The following is an 18,932-nucleotide window of genomic DNA, read 5'->3' on the forward strand; positions in this document are numbered from 1 at the left end:
CGCCTTCAGCCGCCGTACGTCGCCGACTGGACCGGCGCCGTACGACCCCTTGGCGATCGACCATCCGGGCATTCGAGGCATATCGTTGTTATTGACACCTCGGTCCTGAGTCAGGGGTCCATCATGGAGGCATTGGTCGTAGCGGTCATAGCGGCGATAATTCTGTGCGGCATTTTCGTGATGTCGGCCGCGCGGGTCGTCAAGCAGTACGAGCGCGGTGTGGTCTTCCGGCTCGGTCGGCTGCGGGAGCGTATCCGGGGGCCCGGATTCACGTGGATCGTTCCGGGCGTGGACAGGTTGCACAAGATCAACATGCAGATCGTGACGATGCCCGTCCCCGCACAGGACGGCATTACGCGTGACAACGTCACCGTGCGTGTGGACGCGGTCATCTATTTCAAGGTCGTCGACGCGGCCGACGCGCTGATCCGCGTGGAGAACTACCAGTTCGCGGTGTCGCAGATGGCGCAGACGTCCTTGCGGTCGATCATCGGTAAGAGCGATCTGGACGATCTGCTCTCGAACCGCGAGAAGCTGAACCAGGGCCTGGAGCTGATGATCGACAGCCCGTCCGTCGGCTGGGGCGTGCAGATCGACCGGGTCGAGATCAAGGACGTGTCGCTGCCCGAAACCATGAAGCGGTCGATGGCCCGCCAGGCCGAGGCCGACCGTGAGCGCCGCGCACGCGTGATCAACGCGGACGCCGAGCTACAGGCGTCGAAGAAGCTCTCCGAGGCCGCCCAGCAGATGGCCGGACAGCCCGCCGCGCTCCAACTGCGGCTGCTTCAGACCGTGGTGGCCGTCGCCGCCGAGAAGAACTCCACGCTCGTCCTGCCCTTCCCCGTCGAGCTGCTCCGCTTCCTGGAACGCGCCACGCCCGCCGAGGCGGAGCACGCCATCGAGGCGGTCTCGGAAGCCGTCGAGGGTGCTCCGACTCCCGGAGCGAAGGAGCTGAAGGAGGCCTTGGAGAAGAGGGAGGAGAAGCCGCAGGTCGAGGAGAAGCAGCAGGCCGGGGAGGTGCGGCGGCAGGAGAAGCAGAGCGTCTGACGCCGCTGCCGCTGCCGCTGGCGCTGGCTCAGCGGCGTGCCGCCCATACCGTGCGCTCGGTGCGGACCGTCAGGTCGTCGCGGCGCAGGATGCTGTGGGGGCCGTCGGGGGTGAGCAGTTGGTCGAGGGCGGTGAGGTCGTCGCTGGTCAGGGCCTCGGCGACGCCACCGCGCAGGCGGGTCAGGCCGGCGAGCGCGTAACGGCCGACGGTCTCGGTGTGGGGCGGGCCCAGATTGACGGTGAGGGTGCGTTCGCCCTCGACGGTGAAGCCGGCGGCGGTCAGCTTGGGTCCCCAGTCGGCGCCGCGGTGGGGCATGTGCTCGGCATGGTGGCGGTCGAGTGCGGCGTGGCAGCGTTCTTCGAGTCCCGGACGGTCCGCCGGGGCGCCCTCGGGCAGGAAACGCGGGAAGCCGGCCAGTTCGACCACCGCGAACAGCCCGCCGGGGGCGAGCGTGTCGTGGACCTGGCGCAGGGTGCGGTCGGGGTCGGCCATGTGGTGCATGGAGGCTGATGCCCAGACGAGTTCGGGCGCGTCGAGCCGAGGCCAGTCCCCGTCGAGGTCGGCCTGGACGGTACGTACGCGATCGGCGAGACCGGCTGCCTCGGCTTTGTGCCGCAGGCGGTTCAGATGGCCGGCCGAGGTGTCGACGGCGGTCACCTCGGACCGGGGGAAGCGCGCGAGCAGCGCGAGGGTGCCGGCGCCGGTGCCGCTGCCCAGATCCAGGATGTGGCGGGGGTCGGCCTTGACGGGGAGCCAGGCGGTGATGGAGGCGATGTGCTCGGCGAGCACTTCGGCGTCCAGGTCGAGGATTTCCGCCTGATCGTGGTCGTCGGCGTGGTCGTCGGCGTGGGCGTGGGTGTGCCCTGCGTGCGGGGGTGTGTGCGTCATGCCGCTCACGCTAAGAGGGTCGTGGGCCTGCGGCCCGGTCGCTTTCCGGAAGAGCAAGAAGGCGGGCGCTTGGCATGCGCGCCGCGCAACGCCGCCCCGCCGCTCAACTCGACGGGCCGGTCGCATGACCGCGACGGGCGTCGCGGTCGAAGATGCCCAGGATTTCGCAGGGCCCGCCCTCCGCGCCGATGGCGTGCGGGAGCATCGTGGGGAACTCGGCGGCCTGGTTGGTCTCCACCCGGAACCGCCGGTTGCCCAGGAGCAGTACGGCCGTACCGGACAGGACGACGAGCCATTCGCGGCCCGGATGGGCGCGCATGCGCGCGGGGCTGTCGGGCGGCGGGTCCGTCAGGCGCTGGCGCATGACGGCCATGCCCGGATCGGCCCGGACGGGCCAGCGCATCAGCTGGTTGGCGGCGTCGATGGCCGGGCTGGAGATGACGTCGTCCGCGGCCGTCTCGACCAGTTGGTCGAGCGTGGTGTCCAGGGCACGGGCGAGGGTGAGGAGCTGGTCCAGCGCGAGACGGCGCTGCCCGTTCTCGATCCGGCTGAGCGTGGAGGGGCTGAGCCGGGCGCGGGTGGCCAACTCGTCCAGGGACCAGCCCTGCGCCATGCGCAGGGCGCGGATCCGTTTGCGTACCAGGCTGTCGAGATCGCCGTCGTCGTCTTGCGTCATGGGCAACATGCTATGCCGTATGCGCAAACTACTCGCGACCCACGATCAACGACCCACCGCGCCGGAGGAATTCCCTGCCCGAGTGGCATGCGTGTTGTGTGGAACACTTTTGCAAGCGGGTGCTTGCAATAGTTAGCAAGAGTGGGCACTGTGGAGTCATGGCATCACTCAACGTCGGCAATCTCGGTGAGTACCTGCGCGAGCAGCGGCGCAACGCGCAGCTGTCGTTGCGGCAGCTCTCCGAGGCCGCCGGGGTGTCCAATCCGTATCTCAGCCAGATCGAACGCGGCCTGCGCAAGCCGAGCGCGGACATCCTGCAGCAGCTCGCCAAGGCGCTGCGGATCTCCGCCGAGACGCTGTACGTGCAGGCCGGGATGCTCGACGAGCGGGAGCGCGAGGAGTTGGAGACGCGTGCCGTCATCCTCGCCGACCCGTCGATGAACGAGCGGCAGAAGCAGGTGCTCCTGCAGATCTACGAGTCCTTCCGTAAGGAGAACGGGCTCGGCACCGCGAGTGCGGAAGCGACGGCGACCACGGAACCGGCCGGTAAGGGCGCCGGTACCGGTAGCGGGGACGCCGACGGGGACGCGCCCGGTGCGGCCGGCGGCGGTGCTGTCACCCCACCCTCACACTGATCCGATCCGGAGGACCACAGCCATGGCCATCGCCGATGACCTGCGCAAGACGCTCAGCGACCCGACCCCCCTCTACTTCGCGGCCGGTACGGCGGATCTCGCCGTCGAGCAGGCCAAGAAGGTTCCCGGACTGATCGAGCAGATCCGCGCGGAGGCCCCTGGCCGTATCGAGGCGGTGCGCAACACCGACCCCAAGCTCGTCCAGGACAAGGTCGCCTCGCAGGCCAGGGAAGCGCAGACGACAGTTCAGACCAAGGTCACCGAGGTGCTCGGGTCGCTCGACACCGATCTGAAGAAGCTCGGCGAGACCGCTCAGGACCTGGCGCTCCGGGGCGTTGGCGTGGCCGCGGAGTACGCGGTCAGGGCCCGTGAGACGTACGAGAAGGTCGCCGAGCGCGGCGAGCAGTCCGTACGGACCTGGCGGGGCGACGCCGCGGACGAGATGACGGAGATCGCCATCGCCGTCGAGCCCGCGACGAAGCGGGCCGCCAAGCCGGCGGCCAGGCCGGCCGCGGCGAAGTCCGCCTCCGCCAAGCCCGCGGCCAAGGGCGAGACGAAGGCGGCCAAGCCGGTGGCCAAGACCACCGGCCCGAAGCCCGCCGCGCGGAAGGCGCCCGCCGCCCGCAAGCCGGCCGCCGCGAAGAAGGCCACGCCTCCCGCGAGCAAGTAGCAGCTGGCAGGTAGTGCGAAGGACCGGGCACCACAGAGGTGTCCGGTCCGTTGTACGAGTACCTTGTCGGCAGATGACTCGAAGAGAAATGGGCGGTGGGCAACGTGTTGATGGCCGGCTTCGACGGGCTTGTGGCTCTGTTGAGTATCCCGCTGACCGTGTTCGGCCTCTTCGCGCTGGTCGACGCGTTCATCCGGCGTGAGGACGCCTTCCGCGCCGCGGACAAGCAGACCAAGCCGTTCTGGCTGATCATTCTCGCGATCGCCTTCGTCGTGAGCATGATCTTCCCGCTGCTGTCCTTCCTGCCGATCATCGGGCTGATCGCGATCATCGTGTACTTCGTCGATGTGCGCCCCGCCGTCAGGCAGGTCGGCGGTGGCGGAGGTGGGCGCCGCGGTGGAGGCTCCAGCAGTGACGGGCCGTACGGGCCGTACAACGGCGGTCGTTGAGCCGGGGCCGAGGCCGGGACCGGGGCGGAGGCCGCCGGGGCATACGGCTCCCGCTCAGGCCGTGACCGGCGCCTGCTCGGCCACCCGCCCGCGGTCCAGCAGCAGCACCGCCACGTCGTCCGTCAGCTCGCCGCCGTTCAGCTGCCGCACCTGAGCCACCGCGGCCTCCAGCAGTTCCTCGCCGCTCAGCCCCCGCGCCAGCAGGCCGGTGATCATCTCGACCATGCCCTCCTGGCCGAGCCGCTGCTTCGTGTCCGCCCCGAGACGGCCCTCGATCAGCCCGTCCGTGTACATCATCAGGCTCCACGCCTCACCCAGCCCGACCTCGCGGCGCGGCCAGCGGGCGCGCGGCAGCAGGCCGAGCGCGGGGCCGCCCCCGTCGTACGGCAGCAGCTCGGGAGCCCGGCCGGCCCGGACGACCAGCGGGGACGGGTGGCCGGCCAGACAGAGCCCCGCCCGCCGTCCGTCCGGCGCGATGTCGACCGTGCACAGGGTCGCGAAGATCTCCTCGCTCTCCCGCTCGTGCTCCAGGACCTTCTGGAGCGTCGAGAGCAGGACGTCCCCGCTGAGCCCGGCGAAGGTCAGCGCCCGCCAGGCGATCCGGAGCTCCACACCCAGCGCGGCCTCGTCCGGGCCGTGGCCGCAGACGTCGCCGATCATCACATGGACCGTGCCGTCGGGCGTACGGACCGTGTCGTAGAAGTCGCCGCCGAGCAGCGCGCGGGAGCGGCCGGGCCGGTATCGGGAGGCGAAACGCAGCTTCGAGCCCTGGAGGAGCGGGGTGGGCAGCAGACCGCGCTCCAGGCGGGCGTTCTCCTGCGCGCGCAGCCGGGACTCGGTGAGCTGGCGCTGTGCGACGTCCGCGCGCTTGCGCTCCACGGCGTAGCGGATGGCACGGCTCAGCAGCCGGCTGTCCAGCTCGTCGCGGAAGAGATAGTCCTGCGCGCCCACGCGCACCGCCGCGGCGGCACGCTCGCTGTCGCCCTCGGCGGCCAGCGCGAGAACGGCGTGGCGGGGCGCGAGCCGCAGCACATGCTTGAGCGGTGCGAGGCCGTCGCGGTCGTCGGCGGCCCGGCCAGGCAGCGCGAGGTCCACGAGGATGCAGTGGATGTCGTCGGTGAGCAGCCGCTCGGCCTCGGTGAGGTTGCGCGCGTTGCGGATACGGACGCGGGTGCCTGCCGCGTCGGGGAGTTCCGGTGCACTGAAGGTGCCCGCGGGGTCGTCCTCGATGACGAGGAGCGTGAGGTCGCCGCCTCCGCCGGAGGTCTCCGGGGCGGGCGCACTCTCGACTGTCGAGCCGGTGCGCTGTCGCGGCACCGGTACAGGTACAGGTACGGCCATCGGTCTGTGAGTCCTTCCCTCCCCCCGAGGGCGCGGTGCGGCGCCGATCGACGTCCCACCCCGACCGGGACCCTAGCGTTAGCCGACGTCCGAAAGGAATGGCGTACCGAACGACGGGCGGAGGAGATCACGCGCCATATGCCGCTTCCCGCCACGCATCCGGCACGATCGGCCCGCCGGAGAGGGCCGAAACGGGCATGACAAACATCACGTGGGAGGGCGGCGGGCTCCCCGCCCTACGCCCCTGTCCTACTTGTCCGGCCTGACGACCCCGAGGATCAGCATCGAGCCCGCCCCCGTCAGCGTCACCTGCCGGCCCGGCCGCGGTGCGTGGACGATAGAGCCGTCGCCCACGTACATCCCGACATGGCTCGCGTCCTGGTGGTAGATGACCAGGTCGCCAGGCCGCATCTGCGAGACGGGGATACGAGGGAGCAGCCGCCACTGCTCCTGTGACGTGCGCGGGATGACCTTGCCGGCCGCCCGCCACGCCTCGGACGTCAGCCCGGAGCAGTCGAACGATGACGGGCCCTCGGCGCCCCACACGTACGGCTTGCCGATCTGCGCCGTCGCGTACGCGATCGCCTTCTTGCCCTGGGCGCTCGCCCCGCCGTTGATGTCCTTGAGCGCGCCCGAACCCAGCCAGGCCGCCTGCGCCTTGGCCGCGTCCTGCTGCTCCAGCATCAGCAGCCGGTCGCGCTCCTCCTTCTCCAGCCCCGCCTCGATCTTCTTGGCGGCCTTTATCCGCTGGTTGATCTTCTTCTTCGCGTTCGCCTGCTTGACCCGGCTCGCCTCAAGCTTGGTCCACTCCGCGCCGGCCTTTTTTGTGTACGCCGTCAAGTCGTCCTGGGCCTTGGTCATTTGGCCGAGGAGGTCCTTGGTCGCCTTCTGGCCCCGCTGGACCCGGCCCGCGCCGTCGAGGAACAGCTGAGGGTCGTCGGTGAGGAGCAGTTGGGCCTCGGGCGGCAGCCCGCCCGCGCGGTACTGCGCGCGGGCCGCGGCGCCCGCCTGTCGCTTGAGCTTGTCGATGCGGACCTGGCCGTTGACGATCTCGCTTGCCAGCCTGACCAGTTCGGCCGACTGATTGTCGGCGCGCTCCTCGGCGAGGTTGTACGCGTCGGTGGCCGATGTGGCCTCGCCGTACAGCCCGTCGATCTTCCTGCGGATCGCTTCGAGCTTCGAGTCCTCCGCGCCGGAGGACTTGCCGTCGGCCCCCGGCGGCAGGGACCGGTCGAACGGCCGGGGCGCGACGGGTGGGTCGCTCGGCGAGGTTGGGGATGCGGGCGAGGCTGGGGACGCCGGAGTTGCGTACGCCTGGTTCAGCAGCGCCGGTGATGTGAGCACCGACAGAGCGCAGACGACCGTGATCGCGGCTCTGACACGGCGGCGTCGGTTCACAAGCTCCCCCTCCGGACTGAACATGTACGGTCGAGTACATTTGATTTACTGTCAGTAACTGTTCTCGCCGACGCGATCGTGCCATGCCGATCCCCGGAACGACAGAGGGCACCGCCGGTTGACGGTCGCGTCTACCCGTGAGGGACGAACGGCCCCCCGCTCACGTTCCCTTGAACGCGTCCCTTTCGCCAGAACCCGGCGCCAGCGCCGCCCACTCCACCGTCACCTCACCCTGCCGCCATCTGCTTCTGCCGCCGCCCGCCGCCGGTCCTGCCAGCGGCCAGTCCGCCGACAAGTCCTGTACGGCCCTGATCCACCGCTGGCGCGCGCCCAGCGAGGCGTACGGGGCCGCCGCCGCCCACGCCCGGTCGAAGTCCCGCAGGAACGCGTGAACCGGCTCCCCCGGCACATTGCGGTGGATCAACGCCTTCGGCAGCCGCTCCGCCAGGTCCGAAGGACGGTCGAGCGAGCCGAGCCGGGTCGCGAAGGTGACCGTGCGCGGACCCTCCGTACCGAGGGCGACCCAGACATGGCGCCGCCCGATCTCGTCGCACGTTCCCTCCACCAGCAGCCCGTCCGGGGCGAGCCGTGCGCGGAGCCGGGCCCAGACCGCCGGGACCTCGCTCTCCTCGTACTGCCGCAGGACGTTCGCCGCCCGGATCAGCAGCGGTCGGCGGCCATCCGGAAGCGGGGTCTCGAAGCCGCCGTGGACGAAGCTGAGCCCGTCCTCCTCGTAAGGAAGCGCCGCCGCGACCCGCGCGGGCTCGATCTCCACGCCGACCACCTCCGTGCGCGGCTCGGCCGCGCGCAGCCGCCGCAGCAGCTCGACGGCGGTCCAGGGCGCCGCGCCGTACCCGAGGTCGACGGCGACGGGGTCGGCCGAACGGCGCAGCACCGGCCCGTGTACGGCGGCGATCCAGCGGTCCATGCGGCGCAGCCGGTTCGGGTTGGTGGTGCCGCGCGTGACCGTGCCCACGGGGCGGCGGGGCGAGGAGGGAGGGCGCGCGGGCATGCGGGTGAGCCTAACGACGCCAAGGGTTCAGCAGATAACGGCAACGATTCGGCAAAGCCGGAAATGAAAGGACGGATTCCGGCGTTCCCGTGCGCAGAGGGCGCCACAACCCTCTATTCGCCATGCTCCGAGCGAGAGGCCGTCGACGTGAGCCAGTACGTGTCCAGGCTTGCCGGCACCCTGGTGTCACCCCGGCTCCGGATTCCGGGCCATCCCCGCAAACCGCGGCGCGTCGCCATGCTCAGCGTCCACACCTCCCCGCTGCACCAGCCGGGGACGGGCGACGCGGGCGGCATGAACGTGTACATCGTCGAGCTGGCCAAGCGCCTGGCCGCGATCAATATCGAGGTCGAGATCTTCACGCGCTCGAACACCGGCGGGCTGCCACCCAGCGTCGAGCTGGCGCCGGGTGTGCTCGTTCGGCACGTGGACGCCGGTCCGTACGAGGGCCTGGCCAAGGAGGAGCTGCCCGCGCAGCTGTGCGCCTTCACGCACGGTGTGATGCAGGCCTGGGCCGGCCAGCGCCCCGGCTACTACGACCTCGTCCACTCCCACTACTGGCTCTCCGGGCATGTCGGCTGGCTCGCCGCCGAGCGGTGGGGCGTGCCCCTCGTCCACGCCATGCACACCATGGCCAAGGTCAAGAACGCCGCGCTCGCCGAGGGCGACACTCCCGAGCCCGCGGCCCGTGTCATCGGTGAGACGCAGATCGTGCGCGCCGCCGACCGGCTGATCGCGAACACCTCGGAGGAGGCCGACGAACTCGTCCGCTTCTACGAAGCGGATCCCGGCAAGGTCGCCGTCGTCCACCCCGGTGTGAACCTGGATCTCTTCCGCCCGGCCGACGGCCGCGCGGCGGCGCGGGCCCGTCTCGGGCTGCCGCAGGACGCGTTCGTACCGCTCTTCGCGGGCCGTATCCAGCCCCTCAAGGCCCCCGACGTGCTGCTGCGGGCCGTGGCCGTCCTGCTGGACCGCGAACCCGCCCTCCGTAGGAGGATGGTCGTCCCTGTCGTGGGCGGCCCGAGCGGCAGCGGTCTTGCCAAGCCCGAAGGGCTGCACAAGCTGGCGGCCAGGCTCGGTATCGCCGATGTCGTACGGTTCCGGCCGCCGGTCGGCCAGGCGGGGCTCGCGGACTGGTTCCGGGCGGCGTCCGTGCTGGTCATGCCGTCGTACAGCGAGTCCTTCGGCCTCGTCGCCATCGAGGCGCAGGCGGTGGGGACCCCGGTGGTCGCGGCTGCGGTGGGCGGCCTTCCCGTGGCGGTACGAAACGGCCAGACCGGCTTCCTGATCCCCGGCCACGAGCCGGAGGCGTACGCACAGGCGCTCGCCCGCTTCATGGACCGGCCCGAGCTGGTGGACCGGATGGGGCATGCGGCCTCGCGGCACGCGCAGTCCTTCGGCTGGGACACGGCCGCGTCGGCGACGGCGGACGTCTACACGGCCGCCGTGCATGATCACCGAGGTCGCGTACGCTCGCACCATGGCTGACGAAACGCGAGCCGGAGCGGCCGGAGCAAGCGGAACGGCCGGAGCAAACGGAACCGCCCACGGCGCGCAGCACGCCACGCACCATGCCACGCAGCTCGTGGAGCAGAGCCTGAAGTCCGCCGCCGCGCTCGACTCCGGTCTGGAGTGGGAGAGCCCCGAGCCCGGCTCCTTCGTCGTCACGCTCCCCGGCACCCGCAAGCTCTCCACGACCTGCTCGCTGCGCGTCGGCCGGCACTCCCTCTCCGTCAACGCCTTCGTCGTCCGTCACCCGGACGAGAACGAGGACGCCGTCCACCGCTGGCTCCTGGAGCGCAACCTCAAGCTGTACGGGGTGGCGTACGCGGTCGACCGGCTCGGCGACATCTACCTCTCCGGCAGGCTGCCGCTGTCCGCCGTCGGCGAGGAGGAGCTGGACCGGCTGCTCGGGGCCGTACTCGAAGAGGCCGACGGCTCCTTCAACACGCTGTTGGAGCTGGGGTTCGCGAGCGCGATCCGCAAGGAGTACGCGTGGCGGGTGTCCCGTGGTGAGTCCACGAGGAATCTCGACGCCTTCACGCATCTGACGCGGCCCGGCGAGGGTCCGCGACCCGTCTGACCCGTCTGACCCGCACCTCACGTACCCACATTCGGTCCCGCCGGGTCGCCGGGCCGCACGTGCCACCGGACGATCGTTCTGACACGCGACGAAGCGCGGGTCGGAGCGGAAGACGGGTGCCATGGGCCGGAACCGGTTGGATCGCAGGCACTTCCTGGGGGCCGCCGCCGGGGCCGCCGGGATGGCGGTCGGGGCCCTGGCCGGCTGCGACTCCTCGCCGGGCGGGGGAGAGGGCGCCGCTCATCCCTCAGCCGATACGGGTACCGATGTCGGCAGCGATACCGATTCCGATGCCGGCACCGACCTGACCGCCGACGCCGAGCGCGGCCGACCCGGCAACCCCGACTGGCGCATCCGCTCGGTGGGCCCGCCCGACGCGGTCCAGGGGTACACCGACAGGGCGAGCATCCGGCCGGGCGAGGAGTTCGGGCTGCACGTCTCGACCACCGCACCCGGCTTCAGGGTCTCCGCGTACCGGATGGGCTGGTACGACGGGGCCCGCGCCCGGCTGGTCTGGCGCTCCGACCGGGTGGCGGGCCAGGTCCAGGGCGATCCGCGGATGGTCAAGTACACCCAGACGGTACGGGCCGACTGGGAGCGCACGCTCACCGTGCGCGCCGACGGCTGGCCCGAGGGCGCGTACCTGCTGCGGCTGGACGCTTCGAACGGACACCAGCGGTACGTCCCGCTCATCGTCCGCTCGAAGAGCGCCGTCGGCAGGACCGTCCTGATGCACGCACCCGCGACCTGGCAGGCGTACAACAAGTGGGGCGGCTACAACCTCTACGAGGGCAAGAACGGCTCGTACGGGGCCCGTTCGCTCGCCGTCTCCTTCGACCGGCCCTACGACAAGAACGGTGCCGAGAAGTTCCTCGTCCACGAACGCGCCCTGGTCGTCCTCGCGGAACGGCTCGGCATTCCGCTCGCGTACACGACCGGCATCGACGTCCATCTCTCCCCGTCGGTGCTGCGCGGTGCGAAGGCGGCGATCTCGCTCGGCCACGACGAGTACTGGACCCCCGAGCAGCGGCGGCACTTCACGCGGGCCCGCGACACCGGGACCAATCTGGCCTTCCTGGGCGCCAACACGTGCTTCCGCCGGATCAGGCTGGAGCACGCGGGCGGCAAGGGGCCCGTCCGTACGGTGGTCTGCTACAAGACGGACTACGTGGGTGATCCGTACCTCGTCGAACACCGCACCATGGCGACCACCGACTTCCGGGTGTCGCCCTCCGCCGACCCGGAGTCCTCGATGACCGGTGTCCTGTACGAAGGGTTCCCCACGGACGCCCCGTACGTCGTCCACGGCGCGGACCACTGGATCTTCGAGGGGACGGGGGTGAAGCGCGGCGACTCCTTCGACCACCTGGTCGGGGTGGAGTACGACCGGGTGACACCGGGTCAGCCCACACCGGCGTCGCTGGAGATCGTGGCGCACTCGCCGCTGGTCTGCAACGGCCGCGACAGCCATGCGGATTCCGCGTACTACACGGTGTCCAGCGGCGCGGGCGTCTTCGCGTCCGGGACGATGCGGTGGGTGGAAGGGCTCATGGCGGGGACACGGGAGAACGGCCGCAATCACCGGATGGACGCCAGGACCGGTGCCTTTGTCACCCGTACCACCGAGAACGTGCTCCGGGCTTTCGCCGAGGGCCCGGCGGGGCGGACCAGACCGGCGCCGAAGGACAACGTACGGAGCGTGTACGGGAGTACGGCGACCTGACCCCTGGCACCTGACACCTGACCGGGCTCCCCGCTCCCGGCTCCCCGCTCCCGGCTCAGCGCAGCTCGGCGGCTTCCGGCCGTACCGCCGCCGGGTCCACGGCTGACGGGTCCACCCCCACCGGGTCCACCCCCGCCACCTTCGCGTCCTCCGACGGATCCGGCAGCCCCCGCATCAGCAGCCAGTAACCGGCCGCCGCCACCGTCCCGAGCACCGCGCAGATGCCCCACAGCCAGTCGGCGCCGTACCGGTCGATCAGGAAGCCGGACATCAGCGGCGCGACCAGACCGGCCACCGACCACGACATCGTGTACATGCCCTGGTAGCGGCCCCGCCCGTGGACCGGCGACAGCCGGACCACGAGGCTGGTCTGCGTCGGGGCGTTGACGATCTCGGCCAGCGTCCACACGCACACCGCCAGCGCGTAGACGGCCATCGACCCGGCGAACGCGGTCAGCCCGAAGCCGTATCCCGCGAGCGCCGAGGAGATGACCAGCAGCCGGCGGGTGTCACGGTGCTCGATGAATCGGGTGACCGGGATCTGGAGCGCCACGATCAGCACACCGTTGAACGCGAAGATCATCCCGAAGTCGGAGCTGCTGAACCCGTCCCTGCCCATCGCGACCGGCAGTCCCACGAACCCCTGCTGGAAGATCAGCGCGACGAGGAACGCCAGCCCGACCACGCTCATGAAGCGGCCGTCCCGCAGGACCGTCCGCATCCCGACATCCACCTCCCGCTTCCCGTCCACGAGGACGTGTTCGGGCCGGGACTCGGGCAGCTTGACGAAGATCAGTACGGCGCAGGCCAGCGTCATCGCCGCCTCACCCAGGAACCCGGCGAGATAGCTGTACTCGGCGATGAAGCCCGCCGCGACCGACGAGATCGCGAACCCCAGGTTGATCGCCCAGTAGTTGAGCGAGAAGGCGCGCACCCGGTCCTCGGGCTTCACGATGTCCGCCATCATCGCCTGCACGGCGGGGCGCGAGGCGTTGGAGGTCAGGCCGACGAGGAACGCGACGGCGACGATGGCCGCGGGATCCTCCATGAAGCCGAGCAGCGCGACCGACGCCGCCGTCGAGGACTGCGAGATCAGCAGCGTGGGCCGCCGCCCGAGCCGGTCGGTCATCACCCCGGCGCCGACCGAGGAGATGACACCGCCGAGGCCGTGGAGCGCGACGACGAGACCGGCGTACGACGCCGAGTAGCCGCGCTCCATGGTGAGATACAGCACCATGAAGGTGGCGACGAAGCCGCCGAGCCGGTTGACCAGCGTGCTCGTCCACAGCCACCAGAACTCACGGGGCAGCCCCGACACGCTTCTTCTGACGCTCTCACCCACGGCGCGTCTGAGCCCGGCGATCGACATGCGGCATCCCCCCGAGGGCCGGCGGACCGGCTCTCAGGGACCGGTACTGGCGGCGTAAGTGGCCGACTGGCCAACCGCAACTTACGTACGCGCGTCCCCCGGCCACCAGTCAATTGACGGCAGACGTCAATCGGGAACGTTCGATTAGGCTCGGGCCCATGGCCGACGCACCGTACAAGCTGATCCTCCTCCGCCACGGCGAGAGCGAATGGAACGCGAAGAACCTGTTCACCGGCTGGGTGGACGTCAACCTCACGGACAAGGGCGAGAAGGAGGCCGTGCGCGGCGGTGAGCTGCTGAAGGACGCCGGTCTGCTCCCCGACGTCCTGCACACCTCGCTGCAGAAGCGCGCGATCCGCACCGCCACACTGGCGTTGGAGTCCGCCGACCGCTCCTGGATCCCCGTCCGCCGCTCCTGGCGCCTGAACGAGCGGCACTACGGCGCACTCCAGGGCAAGGACAAGGCGCAGACGCTCGCGGAGTTCGGCGAGGAGCAGTTCATGCTCTGGCGCCGCTCGTACGACACGCCGCCGCCGGAGCTGGAGGACGGCACGGAGTTCTCGCAGAGCGACGACCCGCGTTACGCGACGATCCCGCCGGAGCTGCGCCCGCGCACGGAGTGCCTGAAGGACGTCGTGGTCCGCATGCTGCCGTACTGGTACGACAGCATCGTCCCGGACCTGCTGACGGGCCGTACGGTCCTGGTCGCCGCGCACGGCAACAGCCTGCGCGCGCTGGTGAAGCACCTGGACGGCGTCTCGGACGCGGACATCGCGGGCCTCAACATCCCCACGGGCATCCCGCTCTCCTACGACCTGGACGCCGACTTCCGCCCCCTCAAGCCGGGCGGCACCTACCTGGACCCGGACGCGGCGGCGGCGGCGATAGAGGCCGTGAAGAACCAGGGCAAGCGGAAGTAGTACGCGAGCGCGTAGCAGGGCCCGGTCCGGGTGGAGGTCTTCACCACCGGACCGGGCCCTTGTCAGTGTCAGCTGTCTGCTGTCTGCTGTCAGCCGCAGCTGCCCCCGCAGGCGCACGGCCCACCCGACTGGCAGCCGCAGCCGCAGCTGGAGCCGCAGCCGCAGGCGCCGAGGATCGGGAGCCGCACCCGCTCGACGGGCGCTTCCTGCTGGGTCTCGGTCATGGGGGACTCGGCCATGGTTCCTCCTCGGAGGTGTGCACGGGCGTACGGGGTGGCGTTTGCGCCCATTGCAACCCCACCGTGGCAGGCGCATCAACGGCGCATGCGCGCAAACGCCGCTCGGTGCCACCTCCCACGCGCCCCACGCGCCCCGGTGCGCGGAACCCGCGCACGGAACCCGCGCACGGAACCCGCGCACGGAACCCGCGCGGCCGTCAGGCCCCTTCGACCGGCACCTCCGCCTGCTGGATCTCGTCCGCGTGCTCACCCGTCACCAGGTACACCACGCGCTTGGCCACCGACACCGCGTGGTCGGCGAACCGCTCGTAGTACCGGCCGAGCAGCGTCACGTCCACCGCCGTCTCGATGCCGTGCTTCCAGCGGTCGTCCATCAGGTGCTGGAACAGCGTGCGGTGCAGCAGGTCCATCTCGTCGTCGTCCTGCTCCAGCTGGAGCGCCAGATCGACGTCCTTGGTGATGATGACCTCGGCCGACTTAGCCATCAGCCGCTGCGCGAGCTGCCCCATCTCCAGGATCGTCGCGTGCAGGTCGTGCGGCACGGCGTGGACCGGGAAGCGGAGCCGCGCCAGCTTGGCGACGTGCTGCGCCAGGTCGCCCGAGCGCTCCAGGTCCGCGCTCATCCGCAGCGACGTGACCACGATCCGCAGATCGGTGGCGACGGGCTGCTGCCGCGCGAGCAGCGCGATGGCCCTGGCCTCCAGGTCGTGCTGGAGGTCGTCGACCTTCTGGTCGGCGGCGATCACGCTCTCGGCGAGCTTCAGGTCCGCGTCGAGCATGGACGTGGTGGCGCGCCCGATCGCCGACCCGACCAGCCGGGCCATCTCGACCAGGCCCTCGCCGATCGAGTCAAGTTCCTCGTGGTACGCGTCCCGCATGGGTGTCCCTCTCTGGAATTTCCTGCTGGTGGTCCGGGGTGTTCGAGTACGTCGACAGGCCCCCGAACAGCACTGTTGTCGTCGCACGGACGCCGACCGACCGCCAGGGGGCGGGGGCTGTCGTACCCCCACGCTCCCACGTTCGGGCCGTCAGAAGTCCGGATGCTCCCTCCCAAGTGAACCGGCACTTTCTCCACAGTGAACTCTGGGCGACGAGTGTTCGAGGAGACACCTCTACGGCTGGGAGAGTGTCGCTCACCGCGCATAACCTGGGTGCATGGACGTGAACGCGGCAGTCGCCGCATTGGCAGCGATCGCCGGGGCGTGTACCGGCGTGATCGCCATGCTGGCGTTCCGCTGGAGCGAGCGCGACCAGGCCAGGCCCACCCGTAGCTCACTGCATACGGAAGCGGGTCTTCCGCCCGGCGTCGACACCGTGCTCTCCGTTCTCCGCTCCTCCGCCGTCGTGCTCGACGAGAGCGACTCGGTGGTCAAGGCCAGCTCCGCCGCGTATGCGCTGGGCCTGGTCAGGGGCGGCAAACTGGCCGTCGACCCGATGCTGCACATGGCCCGCGACACCCGTCGCGACGGTGAGATACGCCAGGTGGAGCTGGATCTCCCCCGGCGCGGCACCGGTCGCGGCGAGGCCCTGGCGGTCTCCGCGCGGGTGGCACCGCTCGGCTCCCGTCTCGTCCTGCTCCTGGTCGAGGATCTTACGGAGGCGCGCAGGATCGAAGCGGTCCGGCGTGACTTCGTGGCGAACGTCAGCCATGAGCTGAAGACCCCCACCGGGGCGCTCTCCCTGCTCTCCGAGGCCGTCATGGACGCCTCCGACGACCCCGAGGCGGTCACCCGCTTCGCCGGCCGCATGCAGATCGAGGCGACCCGGCTCACCAATCTCGTACAGGAACTCATCGACCTCTCACGGGTGCAGAACGACGACCCGCTGGAGGACGCCGAGCCGGTACGGGTGGACGAACTGGTCGCCGAGGCCATCGACAGGTCCCGGCATGCCGCGTCCACCAAGCAGATCACCATGGCCGCCGGCGGCGTGGCCGATCTGCGAGTCTGGGGCAACCGCGGCCAGCTGGCCGCCGCCCTCGGCAATCTCGTCGAGAACGCCGTCAACTACTCCCCGGCCCGCACCCGTGTGGGCATCGCCGCCCGGCAGGTGGCCGAGCCCGGCGGGGATCTGATCGAGATAGCCGTCACCGACCAGGGGATCGGCATCTCCGAGAAGGACCGCGAACGCGTCTTCGAGCGGTTCTACCGTGTCGATCCGGCCCGCTCCCGGGCCACCGGTGGTACGGGCCTCGGCCTGGCCATCGTCAAGCACGTGGCCGCCTCGCACGGCGGGGAGGTCACGATGTGGAGCTCCGAAGGCCAGGGCTCCACCTTCACCCTGAGGCTCCCCGTGGCGGGTGCCGGACGGGACCGTACACCCACCGGCCCGGACGAAGTCGCCCAGCGCCGCTTTCACCACGACGTCAACGATCTTGACCAATCGACTGAGGTCCCTGCCCCGGAGGTCCTTCCGTGACCCGAGTGCTCGTCGTCGAGGATGAGGAATCATTCAGCGACGCCCTTTCCTACATGCTCCGCAAGGAAGGCTTCGAGGTCGCGATCGCGACCACCGGGCCCGCGGGGCTCGACGAGTTCGAACGCAATGGCGCCGATCTCGTCCTGCTCGACCTGATGCTGCCCGGTCTGCCCGGCACCGAGGTGTGCCGGCAGCTGAGGGGCAAGTCCAATGTCCCGGTGATCATGGTGACCGCCAAGGACAGCGAGATCGACAAGGTCGTCGGCCTGGAAATAGGAGCCGACGACTACGTGACCAAGCCTTTCTCCTCGCGGGAGCTGGTGGCGCGCATCCGCGCGGTGCTGCGCCGCAGGGGCGAGCCGGAGGAGGTCACGCCGGCCGCGCTGGAGGCTGGGCCGGTCCGGATGGACGTGGACCGACACGTCGTGACGGTCTCCGGCGGCAAGGTCGACCTGCCGCTGAAGGAGTTCGACCTGCTGGAGATGCTGCTGCGCAACGCGGGCCGGGTGCTGACCCGTATGCAGCTGATCGACCGGGTCTGGGGCGCGGACTACGTGGGGGACACCAAGACCCTCGATGTCCACGTCAAGCGGCTGCGCGCCAAGATCGAGCCCGATCCGGGTGCGCCGCGGTATCTGGTGACGGTGCGCGGGCTCGGCTACAAGTTCGAGCCGTAGACCGACAGCCAGGCGATACGTGTGAGGGCGCCGCACCGGAATACCGGTGCGGCGCCCTTTCCTGCGTAAAACCGGGATCTGCGCCAGCAGTCCGCTGCTCAGTGCTCGGTGTTCGAGGAGGCCGACGCGGCGTCCGTCGGGTCGGCCGACTCGCCCTGGTCGGTGCCCTGGTCCGCGCCTTCGACGGTGCCCTCGGCGTCGCCGCCGGGCGTACCGCTCTCGCCGTCCGTCGCGCTGTCCGTCTCGTCGTCCGCGGGCGCGCCGGACGCGCCGTCGGAGGGGCTGCCCGACGGTGATCCCGAGGGGGATCCGGTCGGTGAAGGCAGCGCGCTCGGTCCGAAGTCGCCGAAGGGGCCCGTCGCGGGCACCACGAAGGCGTCGAGCTCGACGTCGCCGGTGTCGCTGAACTTGAACACGACCCGCTGGGCGTCGCCGTCCCGCGCCGCCTCGTCTCCGCTCTCGATCACGGCGGAGGCGTTGCCCTTGCCGCCGATCAGGACCGAGCCGTTGGCGGGCACCGTGAGCGGCCCCTTGCCCTTCGCGGGGGTGATCGTCACCGTCAGGCCGCTGCCCGGCAGCGTGATCGCGTCGAGCGTCTGCTGGCTGCGGCCGTTGTTGAAGACCGTCGCCGTGATGGCGGCGGGGCCCTTGTCGGTGGTCTTCGGCTGAGTGACGACCGTGGCGTTCTGGACGCTGATGTCGCCGATCGAGGTCGAGGCGTTGTCAGGTCGGACGCCGAGCGTCTGCGCTTCGATGCCGGCACCGCACGCGGCGAGCGAGGCGATCGAGAACGCGATGGCAGACGCGGCGAGGGTACCGCGTCGAAGGCTGCGGCTCACGGCGGCGGCAACTCCTTGGACGTACGGGCGGGCTGGGGACGGCATACGGCATAACGCGGGTTCAGCGGGCCCAGGTTACCGAGCCCCTGTGGCGCCCTCGCACCCGACCCGCCCTCAACGACGCCTGGCGCACCGGGTCCCGGCCCGGCGCATGACGGAACTGGGTCGCGGTGAGCCATGTTTGGTACGTCGTTCACATAAGTCCGGTGATCAATTCCCCGACCCGACACACATTCCTTACGAATAGCGCCCGACGTCTTCGGAAACCTGTCCGCGCGGACTCAGGTGATCAAATTCGGATTGAGTTCCCACTTCCGCCCGCACTTCTGCCTCACTTCCGTCGCCACTTCCGCCGGTACTTCTTCCCGCGCTCTGCTCGTACGCGTGACCGACATCCGAACGGAGCATGGGAAGTTCAGCCTCTGGAACCCGACAAATGTGGATGTTCACCCCCTCCGGACGGCGTGCGGAGGGGTGGAACGTGCGTGTTTCCGTCCGGCTTCGCAGCCGCTCCCACCTGCGAATACCCCCTTCCGGAAGCCGCTCG

The 18,932-nt window shown here is 70.4% G+C and carries 19 protein-coding genes; 10 read left to right on the forward strand and 9 right to left on the reverse strand.

Translation table 11 applies throughout. From position 1 onward, the window contains the following. Positions 1 to 123: 123 nt before the first annotated feature. On the forward strand, positions 124 to 1,047 hold the full coding sequence (locus tag ACIBLA_RS24110) for a slipin family protein (protein ID WP_363241099.1): 924 nt from the start codon (positions 124 to 126) through the stop codon (positions 1,045 to 1,047). A 28-nt stretch (positions 1,048 to 1,075) separates the two neighbouring features. Here the strand turns inward: ACIBLA_RS24110 and ACIBLA_RS24115 are convergent, their stop codons facing one another. Continuing rightward, entirely contained in the window at positions 1,076 to 1,936 is an 861-nt protein-coding gene (locus ACIBLA_RS24115) for a class I SAM-dependent methyltransferase (protein ID WP_399199826.1), read from the reverse strand. Between the two features lie 103 nt (positions 1,937 to 2,039). Next, the gene (locus ACIBLA_RS24120; RefSeq protein ID WP_363241103.1) at positions 2,040 to 2,612 is read right to left on the reverse strand and encodes a helix-turn-helix domain-containing protein; all 573 of its coding nucleotides are present in this window, start codon (positions 2,610 to 2,612) and stop codon (positions 2,040 to 2,042) included. Positions 2,613 to 2,770: 158 nt separating this feature from the next. Here ACIBLA_RS24120 and ACIBLA_RS24125 point away from each other — a divergent pair, with 158 nt between their 5' ends. From ACIBLA_RS24125 to ACIBLA_RS24135, 3 genes are all read left to right on the forward strand, one after another. Further along, complete coding sequence (locus tag ACIBLA_RS24125) at positions 2,771 to 3,247, forward strand: helix-turn-helix transcriptional regulator (protein ID WP_363241105.1); 477 nt, start codon at positions 2,771 to 2,773, stop codon at positions 3,245 to 3,247. A gap of 22 nt (positions 3,248 to 3,269) precedes the next feature. Next, a complete protein-coding gene (locus ACIBLA_RS24130) occupies positions 3,270 to 3,917 on the forward strand; it encodes a hypothetical protein (RefSeq protein ID WP_363241106.1) in 648 nt (215 codons plus the stop codon). A 104-nt stretch (positions 3,918 to 4,021) separates the two neighbouring features. Then, positions 4,022 to 4,366 (forward strand): DUF2516 family protein, encoded by a 345-nt coding sequence (locus ACIBLA_RS24135; RefSeq protein WP_399199876.1) that lies wholly within the window; start codon positions 4,022 to 4,024, stop codon positions 4,364 to 4,366. Between the two features lie 54 nt (positions 4,367 to 4,420). Here ACIBLA_RS24135 and ACIBLA_RS24140 read toward each other — a convergent pair whose 3' ends face one another. The 3 genes from ACIBLA_RS24140 to ACIBLA_RS24150 form a co-directional block, all read right to left on the reverse strand. Beyond that, complete coding sequence (locus ACIBLA_RS24140) at positions 4,421 to 5,707, reverse strand: SpoIIE family protein phosphatase (RefSeq protein WP_363241107.1); 1,287 nt, start codon at positions 5,705 to 5,707, stop codon at positions 4,421 to 4,423. 249 nt (positions 5,708 to 5,956) lie between these two features. Beyond that, the gene (locus ACIBLA_RS24145) at positions 5,957 to 7,105 is read right to left on the reverse strand and encodes an NlpC/P60 family protein (RefSeq protein WP_399199827.1); all 1,149 of its coding nucleotides are present in this window, start codon (positions 7,103 to 7,105) and stop codon (positions 5,957 to 5,959) included. A gap of 160 nt (positions 7,106 to 7,265) precedes the next feature. After that, on the reverse strand, positions 7,266 to 8,117 hold the full coding sequence (locus ACIBLA_RS24150) for a class I SAM-dependent methyltransferase (RefSeq protein ID WP_399199828.1): 852 nt from the start codon (positions 8,115 to 8,117) through the stop codon (positions 7,266 to 7,268). A gap of 147 nt (positions 8,118 to 8,264) precedes the next feature. Here ACIBLA_RS24150 and mshA point away from each other — a divergent pair, with 147 nt between their 5' ends. The 3 genes from mshA (at position 8,265) to ACIBLA_RS24165 (ending at position 11,923) form a co-directional block, all read left to right on the forward strand. Beyond that, entirely contained in the window at positions 8,265 to 9,605 is a 1,341-nt protein-coding gene (mshA, locus tag ACIBLA_RS24155; RefSeq protein WP_363241110.1) for a D-inositol-3-phosphate glycosyltransferase, read from the forward strand. Beyond that, positions 9,598 to 10,200 carry a YbjN domain-containing protein gene (locus ACIBLA_RS24160; RefSeq protein ID WP_363241111.1) on the forward strand — a complete coding sequence of 201 codons (603 nt, stop codon included), beginning with the start codon at positions 9,598 to 9,600 and terminating at the stop codon, positions 10,198 to 10,200. Before mshA ends, ACIBLA_RS24160 begins: the two co-directional genes overlap by 8 nt. 121 nt (positions 10,201 to 10,321) lie before the next feature. Continuing rightward, positions 10,322 to 11,923, forward strand: a complete 1,602-nt coding sequence (locus ACIBLA_RS24165; protein ID WP_399199830.1) for a N,N-dimethylformamidase beta subunit family domain-containing protein — start codon at positions 10,322 to 10,324, stop codon at positions 11,921 to 11,923. Between the two features lie 55 nt (positions 11,924 to 11,978). Here ACIBLA_RS24165 and ACIBLA_RS24170 read toward each other — a convergent pair whose 3' ends face one another. Further along, entirely contained in the window at positions 11,979 to 13,292 is a 1,314-nt protein-coding gene (locus tag ACIBLA_RS24170; RefSeq protein ID WP_399199831.1) for an MDR family MFS transporter, read from the reverse strand. A gap of 158 nt (positions 13,293 to 13,450) precedes the next feature. On the opposite strand from ACIBLA_RS24170, the gene ACIBLA_RS24175 reads away from it, so the two are divergent. Further along, entirely contained in the window at positions 13,451 to 14,212 is a 762-nt protein-coding gene (locus ACIBLA_RS24175) for a phosphoglyceromutase (protein WP_363241115.1), read from the forward strand. A gap of 89 nt (positions 14,213 to 14,301) precedes the next feature. Here the strand turns inward: ACIBLA_RS24175 and ACIBLA_RS24180 are convergent, their stop codons facing one another. Together ACIBLA_RS24180 and phoU are read right to left on the reverse strand one after the other, a co-directional pair. Further along, positions 14,302 to 14,451, reverse strand: coding sequence for a hypothetical protein (locus tag ACIBLA_RS24180; protein ID WP_363241116.1), 150 nt, complete (start codon positions 14,449 to 14,451; stop codon positions 14,302 to 14,304). Between the two features lie 197 nt (positions 14,452 to 14,648). After that, entirely contained in the window at positions 14,649 to 15,329 is a 681-nt protein-coding gene (gene phoU, locus ACIBLA_RS24185) for a phosphate signaling complex protein PhoU (RefSeq protein ID WP_363241117.1), read from the reverse strand. A gap of 277 nt (positions 15,330 to 15,606) precedes the next feature. Here phoU and ACIBLA_RS24190 point away from each other — a divergent pair, with 277 nt between their 5' ends. Next, a complete protein-coding gene (locus ACIBLA_RS24190) occupies positions 15,607 to 16,869 on the forward strand; it encodes an ATP-binding protein (RefSeq protein WP_363241118.1) in 1,263 nt (420 codons plus the stop codon). Further along, positions 16,866 to 17,546, forward strand: a complete 681-nt coding sequence (locus ACIBLA_RS24195) for a response regulator transcription factor (RefSeq protein ID WP_030353388.1) — start codon at positions 16,866 to 16,868, stop codon at positions 17,544 to 17,546. Before ACIBLA_RS24190 ends, ACIBLA_RS24195 begins: the two co-directional genes overlap by 4 nt. Before the next feature lie 98 nt (positions 17,547 to 17,644). On the opposite strand, the gene ACIBLA_RS24200 is transcribed toward ACIBLA_RS24195, so the two are convergent. Continuing rightward, positions 17,645 to 18,385 carry a DUF461 domain-containing protein gene (locus ACIBLA_RS24200; protein WP_399199832.1) on the reverse strand — a complete coding sequence of 247 codons (741 nt, stop codon included), beginning with the start codon at positions 18,383 to 18,385 and terminating at the stop codon, positions 17,645 to 17,647. Positions 18,386 to 18,932 lie beyond the last annotated feature (547 nt).

This window comes from Streptomyces sp. NPDC050433 (genome assembly GCF_044458565.1).
In the GTDB taxonomy this organism is placed as follows: Bacteria; Actinomycetota; Actinomycetes; order Streptomycetales; family Streptomycetaceae; genus Streptomyces.

What these genes read in the sequence shown, in the direction of transcription:
- ACIBLA_RS24175 (WP_363241115.1), top strand. Translation starts at nt 13,451, where the DNA reads ATGGCCGACGCACCGTACAAGCTGATCCTCCTCCGCCACGGCGAGAGC.
- ACIBLA_RS24165 (WP_399199830.1), top strand. Translation starts at nt 10,322, where the DNA reads ATGGGCCGGAACCGGTTGGATCGCAGGCACTTCCTGGGGGCCGCCGCC.
- ACIBLA_RS24180 (WP_363241116.1), bottom strand. Translation starts at nt 14,451, where the DNA reads ATGGCCGAGTCCCCCATGACCGAGACCCAGCAGGAAGCGCCCGTCGAG.
- phoU (WP_363241117.1), bottom strand. Translation starts at nt 15,329, where the DNA reads ATGCGGGACGCGTACCACGAGGAACTTGACTCGATCGGCGAGGGCCTG.
- ACIBLA_RS24140 (WP_363241107.1), bottom strand. Translation starts at nt 5,707, where the DNA reads ATGGCCGTACCTGTACCTGTACCGGTGCCGCGACAGCGCACCGGCTCG.
- ACIBLA_RS24190 (WP_363241118.1), top strand. Translation starts at nt 15,607, where the DNA reads ATGGACGTGAACGCGGCAGTCGCCGCATTGGCAGCGATCGCCGGGGCG.
- ACIBLA_RS24125 (WP_363241105.1), top strand. Translation starts at nt 2,771, where the DNA reads ATGGCATCACTCAACGTCGGCAATCTCGGTGAGTACCTGCGCGAGCAG.
- ACIBLA_RS24115 (WP_399199826.1), bottom strand. Translation starts at nt 1,936, where the DNA reads ATGACGCACACACCCCCGCACGCAGGGCACACCCACGCCCACGCCGAC.
- ACIBLA_RS24130 (WP_363241106.1), top strand. Translation starts at nt 3,270, where the DNA reads ATGGCCATCGCCGATGACCTGCGCAAGACGCTCAGCGACCCGACCCCC.
- ACIBLA_RS24150 (WP_399199828.1), bottom strand. Translation starts at nt 8,117, where the DNA reads ATGCCCGCGCGCCCTCCCTCCTCGCCCCGCCGCCCCGTGGGCACGGTC.
- ACIBLA_RS24160 (WP_363241111.1), top strand. Translation starts at nt 9,598, where the DNA reads ATGGCTGACGAAACGCGAGCCGGAGCGGCCGGAGCAAGCGGAACGGCC.
- ACIBLA_RS24110 (WP_363241099.1), top strand. Translation starts at nt 124, where the DNA reads ATGGAGGCATTGGTCGTAGCGGTCATAGCGGCGATAATTCTGTGCGGC.
- ACIBLA_RS24170 (WP_399199831.1), bottom strand. Translation starts at nt 13,292, where the DNA reads ATGTCGATCGCCGGGCTCAGACGCGCCGTGGGTGAGAGCGTCAGAAGA.
- ACIBLA_RS24120 (WP_363241103.1), bottom strand. Translation starts at nt 2,612, where the DNA reads ATGACGCAAGACGACGACGGCGATCTCGACAGCCTGGTACGCAAACGG.